The organism is Undibacterium sp. TC9W, assembly GCF_049339865.1.
GTDB lineage: Bacteria > Pseudomonadota > Gammaproteobacteria > Burkholderiales > Burkholderiaceae_D > Undibacterium.
The window spans coordinates 24,991-40,546 of record NZ_JBMPPJ010000031.1 but is presented as its reverse complement, the minus strand read 5'-3'; the positions used below and the strand labels follow the sequence as shown (position 1 = coordinate 40,546).

At 48.7% G+C, this 15,556-nt stretch carries 13 protein-coding genes and 2 pseudogenes; 6 read left to right on the top strand and 9 right to left on the bottom strand.

The window, feature by feature from the left end:
* Nucleotides 1–30 precede the first annotated feature (30 nt).
* Nucleotides 31–1,254 carry a C39 family peptidase gene (locus ACO0LN_RS27500; RefSeq protein WP_422979461.1) on the bottom strand — a complete coding sequence of 408 codons (1,224 nt, stop codon included), beginning with the start codon at nt 1,252–1,254 and terminating at the stop codon, nt 31–33.
* Nucleotides 1,255–1,563: 309 nt separating this feature from the next.
* Here ACO0LN_RS27500 and ACO0LN_RS27495 point away from each other — a divergent pair, with 309 nt between their 5' ends.
* The 4 genes and pseudogenes from ACO0LN_RS27495 (at nt 1,564) to ACO0LN_RS27480 (ending at nt 4,950) form a co-directional block, all read left to right on the top strand.
* A complete protein-coding gene (locus ACO0LN_RS27495; RefSeq protein WP_422979459.1) occupies nt 1,564–2,556 on the top strand; it encodes a tetratricopeptide repeat protein in 993 nt (330 codons plus the stop codon).
* Nucleotides 2,557–2,568: 12 nt separating this feature from the next.
* Nucleotides 2,569–2,937: pseudogene (locus tag ACO0LN_RS27490) on the top strand (tetratricopeptide repeat protein); the annotation flags it as partial.
* A complete protein-coding gene (locus tag ACO0LN_RS27485) occupies nt 2,883–4,247 on the top strand; it encodes a hypothetical protein (RefSeq protein ID WP_422979457.1) in 1,365 nt (454 codons plus the stop codon). The pseudogene ACO0LN_RS27490 and the gene ACO0LN_RS27485, both read left to right, overlap by 55 nt.
* A complete protein-coding gene (locus ACO0LN_RS27480) occupies nt 4,240–4,950 on the top strand; it encodes a WbqC family protein (RefSeq protein ID WP_422979455.1) in 711 nt (236 codons plus the stop codon). The genes ACO0LN_RS27485 and ACO0LN_RS27480 overlap by 8 nt, the downstream gene beginning before the upstream one ends.
* Nucleotides 4,951–5,053: 103 nt before the next feature.
* On the opposite strand, the gene ACO0LN_RS27475 is transcribed toward ACO0LN_RS27480, so the two are convergent.
* The 6 genes and pseudogenes from ACO0LN_RS27475 to ACO0LN_RS27450 all read right to left on the bottom strand — a co-directional run bounded on the left by ACO0LN_RS27475 (nt 5,054) and on the right by ACO0LN_RS27450 (nt 9,184).
* Entirely contained in the window at nt 5,054–5,503 is a 450-nt protein-coding gene (locus tag ACO0LN_RS27475) for a GNAT family N-acetyltransferase (protein WP_422979453.1), read from the bottom strand.
* 121 nt (nt 5,504–5,624) lie between these two features.
* Nucleotides 5,625–6,742 (bottom strand): annotated as a pseudogene (locus ACO0LN_RS27470) (DegT/DnrJ/EryC1/StrS family aminotransferase).
* A gap of 209 nt (nt 6,743–6,951) precedes the next feature.
* Nucleotides 6,952–7,410 (bottom strand): hypothetical protein, encoded by a 459-nt coding sequence (locus ACO0LN_RS27465; RefSeq protein ID WP_422979451.1) that lies wholly within the window; start codon nt 7,408–7,410, stop codon nt 6,952–6,954.
* 54 nt (nt 7,411–7,464) lie between these two features.
* On the bottom strand, nt 7,465–7,824 hold the full coding sequence (locus tag ACO0LN_RS27460) for a hypothetical protein (RefSeq protein WP_422979449.1): 360 nt from the start codon (nt 7,822–7,824) through the stop codon (nt 7,465–7,467).
* Between the two features lie 279 nt (nt 7,825–8,103).
* Entirely contained in the window at nt 8,104–8,607 is a 504-nt protein-coding gene (locus tag ACO0LN_RS27455; RefSeq protein WP_422979447.1) for a hypothetical protein, read from the bottom strand.
* Between the two features lie 115 nt (nt 8,608–8,722).
* Nucleotides 8,723–9,184 carry a cupin domain-containing protein gene (locus ACO0LN_RS27450; protein ID WP_422979445.1) on the bottom strand — a complete coding sequence of 154 codons (462 nt, stop codon included), beginning with the start codon at nt 9,182–9,184 and terminating at the stop codon, nt 8,723–8,725.
* Between the two features lie 304 nt (nt 9,185–9,488).
* Here ACO0LN_RS27450 and ACO0LN_RS27445 point away from each other — a divergent pair, with 304 nt between their 5' ends.
* Together ACO0LN_RS27445 and ACO0LN_RS27440 are read left to right on the top strand one after the other, a co-directional pair.
* On the top strand, nt 9,489–9,857 hold the full coding sequence (locus ACO0LN_RS27445; RefSeq protein ID WP_422979443.1) for a hypothetical protein: 369 nt from the start codon (nt 9,489–9,491) through the stop codon (nt 9,855–9,857).
* Between the two features lie 142 nt (nt 9,858–9,999).
* Nucleotides 10,000–10,698, top strand: coding sequence for a hypothetical protein (locus ACO0LN_RS27440; RefSeq protein WP_422979441.1), 699 nt, complete (start codon nt 10,000–10,002; stop codon nt 10,696–10,698).
* A 143-nt stretch (nt 10,699–10,841) separates the two neighbouring features.
* On the opposite strand, the gene ACO0LN_RS27435 is transcribed toward ACO0LN_RS27440, so the two are convergent.
* Nucleotides 10,842–11,819 (bottom strand): response regulator, encoded by a 978-nt coding sequence (locus tag ACO0LN_RS27435; protein WP_422979439.1) that lies wholly within the window; start codon nt 11,817–11,819, stop codon nt 10,842–10,844.
* Nucleotides 11,820–11,822: 3 nt separating this feature from the next.
* Nucleotides 11,823–14,870: an ATP-binding protein gene (locus ACO0LN_RS27430; RefSeq protein ID WP_422979437.1), complete on the bottom strand. Its 3,048-nt coding sequence runs from the start codon at nt 14,868–14,870 to the stop codon at nt 11,823–11,825.
* Nucleotides 14,871–15,556: the final 686 nt, after the last annotated feature.

Genomic DNA, 15,556 nt, shown 5'->3' with positions numbered 1-15,556 from the left:
GCAGACAGCTTGCGGTTTCAGGATTGTTCTTCAACGCGCCGATGCAGGCACAGCGCGAAAAGCTGCAGTCTGGTTAGACATGATTTTTACCGGGGGCAGCACATAGGTGGAGTCGGTGGCAGTGAAGCTGAAGGTTTGCGTGGCAGCGGCAGCATTGGCGTTGAAGGATGAATTGGGGATGGCTGCCAGCGAATTGTATTGATACACATTGTATTTCACCCCAACGCTGAGGCCATATACGGTTGCGGTCAGGGTCAGTGGGGCTGCCATGGGCGGAGTATTGGCGCCATTGCTCATTGCCGGGTTTTCATAATTCAGGTCGGTTGCCAGCCGCACTGGCACCGTTTCTCTATTTATATCGATGACGCCGGTAATGGCAACGGCTGAATTGATGTTGTTACTGCTGCTATGCAGGGCCAGCGAATACGGTGGTGCAGACTGGGCATTGGCCTGGGTGCGTGTCATCTGGAATTTGTCGAAGCCATATTGGAACAGATAAGCTGCGGCCACTGGCGGGGCAGTGAATTGATTGGGGTAATTGGCATTATTGGTGCCGCTGTTATCGCTGAATTGCAAAATATCGTCGGCGTAATAAGTCTGGTTCAATCCCGGTACCAGCGGGTGGCTGGAGGCGATGCCATTCACCGGGACGATATGGTCATAGCTGGAAAAACCAGTCGCAGGGTTGCTGCCAGGCTGGTACTGGTTCACATAGATACCCATGATGACCGGATAACCCGCCAGCACATAGCCCTTGATCCAGGCCAGGTACTGGTTGGTCGTAGTGGTGCTGGATTGCCCATTCCACTCAACTGCATTCAGGTGCATATTGGCTGCTGCGGTCAAATCATTGACCGAGACGAGCAACTGGCTGTTGACATCGTTTTGACTTAAACCCGGTGTTGCGGCAGCACGCGCCGTGTATTGCGATACATACTGGCCGTAATACAAACCGGCGCTGATGAAGGCAGTTTCGCCGCAATAGCCGTAGTTGGCATTCCATTGGTGACGCGGCGGAATCGCCAGTGACATCGCGTAACTGCCACCCGTGGGTGGTGGCGGTGAATCTGCCGGAACCGGCCCTGGCAAGATGATGGGTACCAGGCTGGTGCTGACCTGGGTTTGATTACCAGTGTCTGGCGCAGTGCTGGCACTGCCGCTGCCACCTGAGCCGCCACCGCATCCTCCCAATATCGTTGCGAATATTGCAGCCGACAGGTTCAGTGCGTATGCACTGGCTATTTTCTTTTTCATGGTGTCTCCGTATTGTGCGTGAACTTGTGGCTCACTTTTTTTGCCGGGTTTGCTGGCACTCGCAAGCAATTGCGCGGTAGCAATTATGCAATGATTTGGCTGCCGGGTGAGAAATACTTCGATGTACTGGGGACGTGACTGGAGTAACCCAGGTTGTTTCACGTAGCGGGCATTAGAATCAAGCTTTAGAATCAAGCTTTAGATTCAGGCTTAGCAATGTTATCCTGCGTTAATATTTGTGTTTGGCCACTGAGGCCGTCTCATCGCCTGGGATATAGTGGCAAACGGTACTGAGCAAAGGATATCTGGATGTTTTCCTGGTTTAAAAAGCGCCTGGGTGCAGGCAATGAGGCTGAAGTTCAGCCTGTGGCAAAGCTAGTGACTCCGCCTGAACAGGCGGTTGGCGGGCCAATTGAGAGCCCGGCGAAGCTGACGCCTGTCGCAGGGCAACTGTCAACAGTGGCTAGCTTGCTGGAGCAGGCTAATCATTTGTTTGCTGCTGGCAAACTCGACGAGGCAAAAGATTACTGCCAGCAGGCGCTTGTGCTTGACCCGCAAGATGCGCAGGCGCATAACAAGCTGGGCGATATTGCCTATGAGCGGGGGGATATGGCGGTGGCTGAAGCGGCTTATCGCCGTGCCCTGGAAATTGCGCCGGGCTTTAGCGATGCCGCGATCAATCTGGGCCTGACCCTTGATGGGCAAGGCCGCAGTGCAGAGGCTGAAGCCACTTACCAGCAATTGATCGCGCGTGAACCGGGTAATGCGGTGGCGCAATTCAACCTGGCAACCAACCTGACAGTGCAAAACCGTTTGCCAGAGGCAGAGGTGAGTTATCACCGGGCCATACAGATCAACCCTGCTTTTTCTTTCGCGCATTTCAACCTGGGGACTTTATTACAGGGGCAGAACAGACTGGCTGAGGCTGAGCCATGCTTCCGGCGCGTGCTGGAGATCAATCCCGATTCCGTCAATACTTATGCCAACCTGGGTGGCATACTGCTGACGCAGGCGCGCTTTGCCGAGGCTGAAGCATTGCTGAAACAAGCCACTACCAATGCGCCGGTATCACCTCAATTATTGTGGATGTTGAGTAATGCCTTGCTGGCCCAGGCCAAAGGTGCAGAAGCTGAAACCTGGCTGTGGCGCTTGCTGGAAGTACAGCCCACCCACGCAGAAGCGCGCGCCATCCTGCTTGAAACACTGGGTGCGCAAGACCGTCTGGTGCAGGCCGACAGCCACTACCAGCGCCTGATCGACACCGTGACGGATGATGCCAACTGGCATTTCCAGCTAGCATAAAAGCAGACGCAGCTAAGGCATATGGCCGAAGCGGTAGCCTGCTACCAGGCAGCGATCAAAATCAAACCTGATTTTGTCGAGGCGCATTTTAATCTTGGCGGCATTCAGATAGGGCAGGGGCTGACGGCCAGTGCCGAGCGCAGTTTCAGGGCCGTGCTTGCGATCAACCCGCAGCATGCGTATGCACATATCAATCTCGCCCTGTTGCTGATGGGGCAGCACAAGCCTGAAGAGGCAGAGCGAGCTGCCGCAGCGCGATTGAACATGCGCCGCAGACCGGTGATTTTTATTGCATACTGGCGTCCATTCTCAAATCACAGGGCAAGATGGCGGATGCAGAGCAGGCACTTAAACAGGCTCTGGAGGTTGATCCCGGCCTGATCGACCAGCGCCTTGAGCTGGCCAGCTGGAAATTATTCAATATGGTTGAAAATCAGGCGACTGATCCGCAAGCCCTGTTTGCTGAACATTGCCGCATCGGCGATATCTATGAAGCTGGCTTGCGCGATGCCTGGCCCAGACATCAAAACCAGCGTGACCCTAAAAAGCAATTGAGGGTAGGCTTTGTCTCGGCAGATTTATGCAATCATGCTGTTGCCTCCTTTATTGAACCGGTCTTTGAACATCTAGCCAAAGCCAGTGATGTATCCGTTTTCATTTACTACAACAACAGCGTGGAAGATGAGGTAACTTACCGCATCCGTTCCTGCTTCAGGCAATGGCGCAAGGTGGCTGAGATGTCTGACATCGATCTGGCAGCCCAAATCATGCAAGATGGTATTGATATTTTGATAGACTTGTCCGGCCACATCAGCATGAACAGGTTGTTGGCATTTGCGCATAAGCCGGCACCTGTTCAGATCAGTTGGATCGGCTACCCGGGCACAACTGGATTTAGTGCCATTGATTATTACATCTCCGATAAGTTTTTCCTTCCACCAGATGAATTTGAAGATCAATTTGTTGAAAAGATTGTACGCATACCAGCAAGCGCAACTTTCCAGCCGTCTGAACCTTTGCCTGACATTTCTGAATTACCGGCTTTTACCAACGGCTATATTACTTTTGGCAGCTTCAACCGCATTGTGAAGATTAATGATGAGGTGATTGAATTATGGGCTAGAAGTATGCTTTCAGTCCCCAATTCGCGGATGATGATCGCTTCCATGCCGGACGATGGAACGACACATAAAATCAGGCAGCGCTTTGAAAATTTGGGTGTTACTGGTGAGCGTTTAACATTCAAACCTCGTTGCGACATTCAAAGCTATTTGCGATTACACAATCAGGTTGATGTATGTCTTGATACTTTCCCTTACTCTGGCGGTACCACGACTCTGTACTCTTTATGGATGGGAGTTCAGGTAATGACCATATTTGGAAAAACAGCAGCAACCCGGACCAGTACATGTGTAATGAGACATCTTGGCCTTGATAATTTTATCGCTGCAAATCCAGATGAATTTATTCATCAACTTGTCGCCATTACTGAAGATCTTGCAGGACTTGCTGACATTCGACTCAATGCGCGAAAAAATATGAGGGGAACCGCATTAGGCCAACCTAAACTAATCGAACTTAGTTTAAGGCGGGCTCTGCGGATAATGTGGGAAGGCTGGTGCCAGGGTGTTCCGAAACACGCATTTGAGGTGCTTGAAAAGGATTTAAATTCAAATTCTAGCGATGAATAATACGATAGCGATTATGCAGCCTTACATATTCCCTTACCTGGGATATTTTTGCTTGATTGATGCATCTGATGTATTTGTTTTTTATGACGATGTCAATTTTATCCAGAAAGGCTGGATCAACAGAAATCAGATATTGGTTGACGGCGCGCCATACCGTTTCACTGTGCCACTTTCGAATAGTAGCCAAAACCAACTCATTTGCGATGTCAAGACGAATTCTTTTGCTTACTTCAAAAAAAAGTTTTGCCGACAGATAGAACTGGCATACAAATCCGCTCCGTTCTACAACAACGGTATGATGTATTTACAGGAAGTTTTCAACACGGAACATGCATTCATCGCTGATTTTGCAATTAGTTCTATTACTAATTTCTATAAACTAATAGGTATTGACAAGACATTTCTGCGGTCTTCGCAAAGTTTTTCTGATTCCAAAGGATTCGAAAAAGCTGACAGGTTAATCAAAATCACTAAACAGTTAAGATCAGATCGTTACATAAACGCGTTAGGTGGCACAACAATTTATGACAAGCTTTATTTTTTAGATAAAGGGATTCACTTATCGTTTGTGAAGCCTAGACTGCTTGAATATCAACAAGTTAAATCAAATAATTTTTCTTCCGGCTTGTCTATCATCGACGTGGTAATGCATAATCGCCTAGATGATGTTTTAAGAATGATCAAATCGTATGAATTGGTTTAGTGAAGTTTGCATGCATTTATATAGCCAGCCCGTTTTTCATGCTTTGATGCTGAATTCGCTTCGTGATCTGCACATTGTAAATTGATTGCCATCACAATAAACTCTATACAAGCGAACAACGCATTTGGCTCGTGTCCTCATTTAGGGAGTGATGAAAAAAGCCAATCCTGGAGTATAAGTCTATTGCTCTAACATCGTTATTATTAACCTCAAGATCCACATTCAAAAACGCACTTTTTTTCGCATAAGCTAAACTTTGATTAAGAAGTTTCAAACCTATTCCTTGATGCTGATATTCAGGTAGAACACTCACATTGGTTATAAAAGCTAACTGATTTAGCTTATCGTTGCAATACATAGCTAGCAGTCCGACCAATTTTCCGTTGGTGATCGCCTCAAATTTCATTGCCCGCTTCCAAATTTTATAAGCGTAATCGTCAATGTTCAATCGACTGCTAAGGGGGGGCATAAATTCTGTATCACATTGCCGCAAATGTTCCGCAATGTGACACAGAGTTGCCTGGTTTTGTGAAAAAATGATCTCAATATTCATATGCTAGGCATTTTCGACCCAAAGAGGTTAACTTTTCAAACACAAATAATGCATATCCTTTTGCTTGTATGAAGAAACCGTTTTTGTTACGTCCATTTTAGAAAACTTCTTTATATTTAGCTTATGAAGTGATGAGCGCTGCGATAGATTCAACCTGTTCCAATTCAAGTGCAGGGTAAATGGGCAGACACAAGACCTGCTGGGCGGCAAGTGTGGCATGTGGCAAATTGGAGCTTCTGGCAGATTGCAATCCTCGATACATAGGAAAGTCGGACAGAAGTGGATAGAAATATCGGCGGCCAAATATCTGGTGGTCGCGTAATTTTTGATACAGTGCATCACGGCTCATGGGGTAGTCTGGCCCTACCATCAGTGGAAAATAAGCGCAGTTCGCCAGCTCATGACTCACAGGTTCAGGGCAGCGTATGGCTTTTACGTCCTTGAGCAGCGAACGGTAGTGCGCATCAATTGTCCTGCGCCTGGCAATGGCATTATCCACATCCTTGAGCTGCAACAGGCCGAAAGCCGCATTGATCTCGCTCATCTTGCCATGGATGCCAGGTGCAGTGACCGTGGTTTCATCAACAAAGCCAAAGTTTTTCAGATGGTCAATATGACGCTTGATTTTGGCGTCTCTGCAGACGATGGCCCCACCTTCAAAGGTGTTAAATACCTTGGTTGCATGAAAGCTGAGTACAGACAGATCACCATGGCGCAATATGCTGCCCCCTGATCCCTGACACCAAACGAATGCGCCGCATCGTAGATCACTTTGAGGTTATAGCGGTCAGCGATATCCTGAATTGCATCGACATCACATGGGTTGCCATAGCAATGCACAGGCATGATGGCCGTGGTCTGCGGCGTGATGGCGGCCTCGATTTTTGTCGGGTCAAGATTCAGGGTATGCGGGTCTATATCTGCAAACACGGGCTTGATACCATTCCACAGCAGCGAATGCGCGGTTGCCACAAATGAATAAGGGGTAGTGATCACCTCACCAGTAATGCGCAAGGCCTGCAAGGCCGTGACCAGCGCCAGCGTACCATTGGTGAACAGCGCCAGGTGTTCAACACCCAGATATTCGCACAGCGCAGCTTCCAGCTGTTGATGGAAAGGCCCGCCATTGGTCAGTATCTTGTTGCCCCAAATTTGCTCCAGATAAGGAATAAATTCCTCAAGCGGAGGCAAATGAGGTTGCGTGACGTAGATGGGCTTTTTGTCAGGTGAATTATCCATAAAGCCTTGGCAGTGGCAGGTGCATCATCGGAAGTGATGGCTTATCGTTGGTGTTTGTAGCTGTTGTATATTGTCTATTTGTAAGGATAGCACAAACGGTCTGGATTTTAAGGGGAAGCACGCGTGCCTGCTACGTTGATGGGGCAAACTTCTCGTGAGAAAAATTATCTATTTATTATTAAAATACGCTAAGCCAAATAAGAGACTGTTCAGGTACCCGTTTTTTTTGCCGAAAATTCAAAAACGGCAGCGGTATTATCAAAGGTGATGCCCAATTTTTCAGTAAATACATCTGCTGCGCTTTGGAAAGGCAATCCCAGTTCCTGAAGGGCTGCCTTGAAAGCCCGGTGCATGTTTTCATCCTGCCAGTTCAATGAGTCATCATTCATCGTGATTTTGACCGAAAAATGACCAAGCATTCCGGTAACCAGCATTTCATAGAGCCTGCCCTCGTAAAAGTAGGCATATACGTTGGATATTGCAGAGTCAAGGCGTGGGACGCCTGCCCTGTACAGATAAGAATTGCCGACGCGGTCTATCATCCACTGGTGTTTTGTCATGGTCTCCACATACATTCTGGCAAGTTCATATAAATGCGTGCTTGCCTTGATGTCAGACCTGATTCTTGCTGCATCCTGTTCTGTCATTGCTGCCTTTACATAATTCATGTTATTTCTCTTGTCGATAAATAGGCTGCCGCTGGCTGCAACCTAGGTTGAGCATCAATTCTTTTCATCATACAGATGCCGCCGCAGATATTGTATGAGCCCCGGTAGCAGAATGATGAGCAGCAGTATGGATTCACCTATAAACGCATAGTGAAGTGATTTCCTGTCATTCCACGTATAGCTGGCAATCACGAGTACGACTGCGACAATTGTAAAAACGGCGGCATACTTTATGAAAAATCCAGGTTGTCTGAACTTGCCCTTGCTGACCAGTACCAGGCTCGCTATGAGACTGACGGCAGCAACCGGGAGTGAAAACAGGACGATAAGCAATCCCAGAAACCCGCTCCAGTCATCCGCCATGGCAAGGCTGGGCAGGCAGCATGTCAGGCCAAATAACAAAAATGCTGGCATTGACTTGCCCGAGGTAACTCTGGTTTCAACATCTGATGAAGGCGTGGTAAATTTCATAAAAAGCGTGTCGCTCAGGTATCAAAAAAATGGGTAAATACAGCAGTAGGGTGCGCCGTGCGCACCGTTCAAGTGTCAACTTAACTTGATCACGGAATCGACTTGGCAAAAAAAGCGGTGCGCATGGCGCACCCTACAAATGACGACATTTTAGTGTTAGTACGCCGTGCGCACCATTCAAACGCCAATCTTAGACTATGTCGATTGCTAGCGAATGTCATTTTACAAACGCTCCAGCAGAAGCGGCTTCATTGGGGCAGCATCCATTATCGCCTGCGCATCTGCATGCATATCCTTGTCGGTACGCACAACCCACAAAAACATGCCAGCCATGAAATGCTGCGATTTTTCCGGACTAAGTATGCCGTCCGGCGACATTTTGACACCACTGCCTTTTTTGATAAATGGCGGGAAGTTGCGATAGTTTTGACTTTCCCAGCTCGAACCATTGCCCCACCAATCCCGGTGTGCTTTGGGAGATATGATCTCGCCAGCGATCGATCTTGCGAAACTGGTCAACTGATCAATGTCTTCATCAAGTTCCAGACGTATTGCATTGGCATATAAAATTTTCCCTATACCAAGCCAGCGCTCTTGTAACCCGGCTTTGTTGAGTGACAGGCAGTCAAATACCAGCTCTTCGAGCAAATCGAGATTTTCAATGTGCTCACGACCCAGCTTTAGTTCTTCCAGGATGACTGGAGCGTATTTCTTTTTGATTTTCACTGAACAAGTTTACTGTCGCGAATTGGTACATGATAAAAACGGTGCGCATGCGCACCCTATGAATTGTGGCAGGCTGCTGTTAACAAACTACTGAATTAACTGCTGCCATCAAACATCAATCCACAAACACTGTATCCGTCTTGCCCTGAGGCGGGATCTTGATGGCGATGGCTTTGACCGGGCCGTTGCTGACGATGCTGCCAGCGTGTGCTGTGCCTTTGGGGATGACGATCAGGCTGCCGGGTTTGAAGTCTTTGCGCTCTTTGCCCAGCCACATGCTGCCGCTGCCTTCGATGATGTACTGGATTTCGTCAGTCTGCGGGTGGATGTGCTTGGCAACATTGCCGGATTGTATGCCGACCGTGGCATTGTCCGTGACCACCAGTGGGCGGGCATTGAGTTCAGGATTGCTGGTCTTGGGCAAGTCATCATGCTTGATCGCTAGCAAGTCTGTGATGCTGGCAGTCAGACCTGGTGCGTCGGCATGGGCATCGCTGACCGCATGTTGCAGCAGGGGTGACGCAACCAGGCCAGCGAAAAAAGCCATTGCAATGGCAGACGTTTTGTTGATGAGCATGATGTCTCCAGATTGTTGATGTCGTGATAATAAGCAGGCGATAAAGGGCAGTTCAGAGTGTAAAGTGTGCAATACAAAGCCATGCCGGGCAAGCAATTTTCATTGTCATGACGGTATTGCCGCGTGTTTGAAGCAATGTCTGTGGTTTCATTTGCTTACCAGCTCTGTCTGCTTGTAATTGTCTGCTACAAATCATTACAAAACCCGGTCAACAACGTCTTTACGATGGCCGTTATCGACACTACATGGCAAGCATGCACCGTGCTTGCCCGCCACATGGTGCGGAATTGATCTGGAGAATAAAATGAAAAAAATTGTACTTGGCTTGACGGCGATTGCTGCCGCAGCCGCGATGACTGGCTGCGTGGTTGCGCCACGCCCTTACTATCATGCGCAACCCCAGCCTGTATATACGCAACCCGCCTACGCCCCTGGCGTTGTCGTCGTAGAAACTGCACCGCCAGCACCGTATGCTGAAGTGATCGGTGTAGCACCTAACCCTGACTATGTCTGGATAGGTGGCGCCTGGTTCTGGGAAGGTGGCCGCCATGTCTGGCACCGTGGTTACTGGTCGGCACCGCGCTCTGGTCATTACTGGGTCGGGCATCATTGGGAACAGGTAGGCCATTCCTGGCATTTCAGGGAAGGTCATTGGGCACCACACCGTCGCTGATCCACGCATCGCTGTCGCTCTGTGAGACCAATAAGACCATGGCGCAGACTATTGCGCCGTGGCAGGTGCTTGTGCTTTAATCCTGCTGACAAAAATCTGCATGTCAGCATAATACTTAGCACATTCACTGCACCTGGATTCGATGCCATCTTTCAATATCAACCGCCGCACACTGCTGCTTGGCTCAACCCTGCTCTTGCTAACCACGTCCCCAACTTTCGCCGCCAGCACTTATCAAAAGCAGCAAATTGATGGCTGGACACTGATGTTCGACCAGGGTTTGCAGGCGGCAGATGCGGCAGCAAGATCTGCTTTCATCAGCGTAGTGACTGATCAATTGAACAAACTCAGGAAATTACCTGTCCATGCGCAGAGCAGTTTACGTAGCGTCAGCATCTATGTGTCCAGCGGCACTTACCGTGCCTTTGGTGCGCAACATCATCCCTCTGCCCAGTGGCTGCAGGAGCATGGCTACCCGGTCGAGTTTTCTGGAAATATAGAAATCTGCAACTGGAAAGAATTTATCACCCTGGTGCGCAGCCAGCCTTATGGGCTGTTGCATGAAATGGCACATGCCTACCACTTCCAGCATCCTGAACTGGATGCGCTTATCTTGGGCGCGTATGAAAAGGCCAAAGCCGCCGGACTTTACCGCCAGGTCACGCGTGACCACAGACCAGAGCTGCAAGAAGCCTATGCCATGAGCAATCATCAGGAATACTTTGCAGAACTCAGTGAAGCCTACTTTGGCGAGAATGATTTCTACCCTTACCAAAACCCAGAGCTCAAGAAATATGATGCGCATGGTTATGCGATGCTGGAAAAAGTCTGGAAAATCTGAGTTGGTGATGGTTTGGCCCAGGTGCGGCACCTCAATTCCGCAAGTTCTTTCCCTTGCCATTACATTGCTAATGAACACGAAATCATACGTCGAGTTTGCGTGTCGATAAACTTTGATCAAACTTTATCTTTTACGTTTATCTATTACTCCGGCCACTCAGCTTTGATACGTAATAGTTCTGGAAGGATGTCGTCAAACAATGTAACGAGCCGTGGCTCAAAGTGGCTGCCAGCACCTTTGTGTATTTCTGCCATGCTGTCTTCAATACTCCAGGCTTCTTTATAGGGACGCTTCATGGTCAAGGCATCAAAAACATCTGCCAGAGCGACAATGCGGGCTGATTCTGGAATATTGCCACCAGCCAGACCAGTTGGATAGCCGCTGCCTTCCCACTTTTCATGGTGATAGCGGGCAATTTCAGCTGCCATCGTAAATATTTTGTCGTCAGATTTGCTCAAAATATTATAGCCGTCATCAGTGTGTTGCTTCATGATGATCCATTCTTCAGGCGTCAGCTTGCGCGGTGCTTTGAGAATGGCGTCTGGCGTACCAATCTTGCCGGTGTCGTGCATGGGCGCAGCCAGCCGCAGCCGCTCAACCTGATGTTCTGGCCAGCCAGCAGCTACAGCCAATGCGCAAGCATAAGCTGCCATTCGCCAGATATGCGCGCCTGTATCATTGTCTTTGAAATGTCCGGCTTCGCCCAGCATGAAGATGGATTGCTCGTGGCTCAGTTCCAGTGAACGCATTTTTACCAATGATAAATGCGTTTCGACCCTGCGCAAAAGTATGGGGGCAGATACTGGCTTTTGTATGTAGTCAACGGCACCGACATCAAAACCTTGCGCCTCGTTTTCAATATCACTCATTGCAGTCACGAAAATCACAGGTATGCCGCTCGTAGCCGAGTTTGCTTTTAGTGTTGCACATACCTGATAACCATTCATGTCCGGCATCATGATATCTAGTAAAATCAGATCTGGTTGGTGAGATATGGCTGCTTGAATTGCCTTTTCGCCGCTTGCCGCAAATATCAATTGATAATGCTCTCTCAGTATCTGCCTTAACATTTGCAGATTGTTCGGATCATCATCGACTACAAGTATTTTTTTGTAAATCATCTTTCATTCTCCCGCAAGGCCAAGCATTTTGGAAAGCGCTGCCGATTTTTCAGCCGCGGTTTCAAAATCAAACGCTTCGACAGCTTTCTCGATGGGGGCAAGATCACTTTTTGGAAAATAGTCTCGTAGTTGCAACAAGACCGGCTCGATAAAATCCGGATTGAGAGTCGCCAGTGCTTTTTCAAGAGACGTAAACAATTCCATCACGGTGTTTACATCGAAGTTTTTCATAGCTGGCTTCTCGCTGATTTCTACCAACTCAATTTTCCCGATGGCGTCGGAGGCCTGGGCAAGCAGCACACGCAATTGTGTTAGCCCTGCAATCGCGTTTATTCTTTTTCCAGCTTTCAGATATGCATCAATCTCGATTATTTGCGCTGCCACTTGTGTGATGAACAGATTACCCGCAAGACCTTTAAGTGCGTGAGCTACTTCTCTTGCTTTGTCGCAGTTGTCCGAATTTGTGTTGAGAAGTCTTTCCATTTCATCAGCATCGCTACGGCGCTCAGTCGCAAAAGAGGACAGCGCCCTGGCATACGCCAGTGGATCGCGCCAGGTGCGAATGGCGGCAGGATGATCCGCAATCCCATCCAGCGCCGAGAAGTCAACATCTGTGGTCGGCGCGGCGATCTCTATCCTCAGAACTGCGTTCGGGATACCTTTACCGGCAGGTACTGCGCGTTCCATCGCTGACATCAAATCGTTAAAATCAATGGGTTTGGCTAATATGCCGTCCATTCCTGCTGCAAGGCATTTTTCGTTATCCTCGCGCATGATACTTGCTGTGAGAGCAATCACTGGCGTGTGCTCTCCGCGTGGTTCTTCCAGCTGACGAATTTTTTTTGTTGCTTGCAGCCCGTCCATCACTGGCATCATCACGTCCATCAGTATCAAGTCAAACGGCGCTTCTTGATATCGGGATAATGCCTCTTGCCCGTTACGGCACCATTCAACCTGGTGTCCCTGCTGTTGTAGCCGCAAAGTCACCAGCGTTGCATTCGTTTCTATATCCTCGACCAGCAGCACATTGAATAGCCTGGGTGAAATGTAACCGTCAACGATGGTACTGCCTTCTTCGAACAAGCTACCTGCCGAAGTTGTGGCTACTTGGAGCAGGGTGGTGAAATGGAAAGTTGAGCCTTCGCCTTTACAACTATCAACCCAGATTTTTCCACCCATCAGTTCGACGATTTGTTTGGATATGGTGGTTCCTAATCCAGTGCCGCCAAAACGTCGTGTTGTCGAAGAATCAGCCTGGGTAAAAGAGTCGAATACGCTTGCGACTTGCTCTGGCAGCATACCGATACCTGTATCTGCGATAGCGAAGTGCAACACATTCTCGAGCTCAGTTGGCTTGACAGAAATCAGGATACTTCCCTTTTCAGTAAATTTGATGGCATTGCTCACCAGATTCAAAACGACTTGCCTGAGTCTGGTGGGGTCACCCGCAAATCGCAAAGGCAGGTCAACATCATATTCAAGTACGATCTTCAAGCCCTTTTCAGATGCCTGGTGGTCCAGCAACTTCAGCATATCTGCCAAAGCGTTGGGCAAATGAAAAACCACAGACTCCAGTGCAAATTTCCCGCTTTCCAGTTTTGCAACGTCGAGCACATCGTTGATGATGGCTAGCAGGGCTTTCGCTGACTCAAGCACTATGCGAACATGCTCGGCACTTTGTGGTGATAGTGCGGTATCTTGAAGCAGTACTTCGGAAAAACCGATAATCGCATTCATGGGTGTACGAATCTCGTGACTCATGTTTGCAATAAATGTGGCTTTGGCACGCGCCCCGGCTTCAGCGGCGTCCTTGGCCCGCTGCAGCTTGTCTTGCAGCGCTTTCTGGTCACTGATATCGGTAATGAAGCCGACAAAAAAGTGTTTGCCTGCCGAAAGCTCTGCATGTCCTACAGCCAGCTGGGCGGCGAAGGTGCTGCCATCTTTGCGACGTGCGACAAGATCACGTTTGATGCCTATGACCTTGTTCAAGCCAGTATCTGCAAAATGGGTGAGATGGTGATTGTGCTGTGAAGCGTCAGGTTCAGTCATGAGCATGGCAACATTGTTGCCAGTGACTTCCCGATTCTGCCAGCCGAACAGTTTTTCAGCGGCTGGATTGAAGACATGAATAATTCCTTCAATATCGATGGTAATGATGCCGCTGACGGCGGTACTTACGATCGCATTGACTTCACCAGTGGCTACAGCGACCATTTCTTCAAGATGTTCATGATGTTCGCGCAGTTTGGCTTCTATCTGTTCTCTTGCCAGATTCGCCGTAACCAGCCGATCGGCCATCTCGTTGAAAGCCGTGGCGACTTTGCCGATTTCGTCCTGAGATTGCAGGTGGACGCGCTGCGTCAAATCCCCTTGTGCCAGCGCATCCAGACCCTTGATGAGATCTCGCAACGGGACATCAATCTTGGTGACTGTTTTTCTCGCCGCGAACAGAATCAGGAAGACGGCAAATGCCCCACCCATCCCTGTTGCCCAAAGTACACGGCTGTTCGCGACTTCAGCCATGGCCTGTTGCGATTCAAGTTGTTCCACTTCCGCTTTAGAAATTTGCTGGCCGATTTGCTGAAATTCTTCCGTATAGCGCCGACCAATACCCTCGCGGATGATAGCAAGCGCTTGTTCTGCCTGACCTGCCTTGGCGAGCTGTATGGTTTCGCCAATTTCCTCAAGTTTGGCGTCAAAAACTTGGCCCAATCGGGGCAATAGCTTTACCGCGACAGGGTTTTTAACCAATTCAGTGAGTCGCACAAAATGCAGCTTATTATCAGCTATCACCTGTTGATACGGGGCGAGGTAAACCTCCTGTCTTGTCAGCAGATATCCGCGCTGGCTGGTCTCGGCATCAATCAATTCTTTCGCATAGTTGGCAAGTTCACGCCGTACCAATTGCGTATGCTCTATCCGTAAATTGGCCTCACGTGTGCGAGCCTGCATCCAGGTGAGAACCAGGGCGAACATACCCAAAGCAGAGCAGGCTAGTATGGCCAGTTGCCAAATACGTATACGGATTGGCGTGTCAGTGCGTGTTGTCATTATTGAACAGACCTTCAGACTACATACATATTGGTAAGCGCAAGCAGCAAAGCACTGCCGTGAACGTGCCTGAAGGAGGTCAATCGATACTGAGGACAGAGACGTGTTGGCCATCGTCTGTACCCTGTCGATATATACGCCGGGCTAAACCGGGCACGCAAGGCGATCCCGGTCTACTGCTTATTGGTAGAGATACCTGATTTATACAGGCTAATTTGGTGGTACAAGAACAACATAATGAAACTTGAAGCAGTGTAGCTTGAATACCTCAAACAAAGTGCTATTCGATTTCTTTTGCGATCGAATGTTTGACATTGGTACTTTCAGCGCATAGCTCTGCGGACCTATCTATTCATATAATAAGAATTATCAATTAAGCTAGAATAATTCTACACGAAGAAAATACTGAAAGGTGGAGAAATCTTTTTCTTCCATATGAAGGTTTTATGCACACATGGATCATGCGTGAAGAAAGCTCGCTTAAACGCATGCTTTCGTATAGCAATAGTGGTACGTCCTTGTACTTTAAGTCAGTAAATGCCACCGGGAATGGTAATTAAACATCATGGTTGCCAGCCCTCTATCAGTCATCGCCGTTCTCGCGCTTCACCCTTCTGCAAATCAGCAATAGTGTGTGCCTTATCGGCAAGGATACGCAGTGGCTGATTTATATACTCGAACCTGAT

Excerpts from the sequence above, each read along its gene's own strand:
- ACO0LN_RS27500 (WP_422979461.1), bottom strand. The coding sequence starts at position 1,254 with ATGAAAAAGAAAATAGCCAGTGCATACGCACTGAACCTGTCGGCTGCA.
- ACO0LN_RS27495 (WP_422979459.1), top strand. The coding sequence starts at position 1,564 with ATGTTTTCCTGGTTTAAAAAGCGCCTGGGTGCAGGCAATGAGGCTGAA.
- ACO0LN_RS27485 (WP_422979457.1), top strand. The coding sequence starts at position 2,883 with ATGGCGGATGCAGAGCAGGCACTTAAACAGGCTCTGGAGGTTGATCCC.
- ACO0LN_RS27480 (WP_422979455.1), top strand. The coding sequence starts at position 4,240 with ATGAATAATACGATAGCGATTATGCAGCCTTACATATTCCCTTACCTG.
- ACO0LN_RS27475 (WP_422979453.1), bottom strand. The coding sequence starts at position 5,503 with ATGAATATTGAGATCATTTTTTCACAAAACCAGGCAACTCTGTGTCAC.
- ACO0LN_RS27465 (WP_422979451.1), bottom strand. The coding sequence starts at position 7,410 with ATGAATTATGTAAAGGCAGCAATGACAGAACAGGATGCAGCAAGAATC.
- ACO0LN_RS27460 (WP_422979449.1), bottom strand. The coding sequence starts at position 7,824 with ATGCCAGCATTTTTGTTATTTGGCCTGACATGCTGCCTGCCCAGCCTT.
- ACO0LN_RS27450 (WP_422979445.1), bottom strand. The coding sequence starts at position 9,184 with ATGCTCATCAACAAAACGTCTGCCATTGCAATGGCTTTTTTCGCTGGC.
- ACO0LN_RS27445 (WP_422979443.1), top strand. The coding sequence starts at position 9,489 with ATGAAAAAAATTGTACTTGGCTTGACGGCGATTGCTGCCGCAGCCGCG.
- ACO0LN_RS27440 (WP_422979441.1), top strand. The coding sequence starts at position 10,000 with ATGCCATCTTTCAATATCAACCGCCGCACACTGCTGCTTGGCTCAACC.
- ACO0LN_RS27435 (WP_422979439.1), bottom strand. The coding sequence starts at position 11,819 with ATGATTTACAAAAAAATACTTGTAGTCGATGATGATCCGAACAATCTG.
- ACO0LN_RS27430 (WP_422979437.1), bottom strand. The coding sequence starts at position 14,870 with ATGACAACACGCACTGACACGCCAATCCGTATACGTATTTGGCAACTG.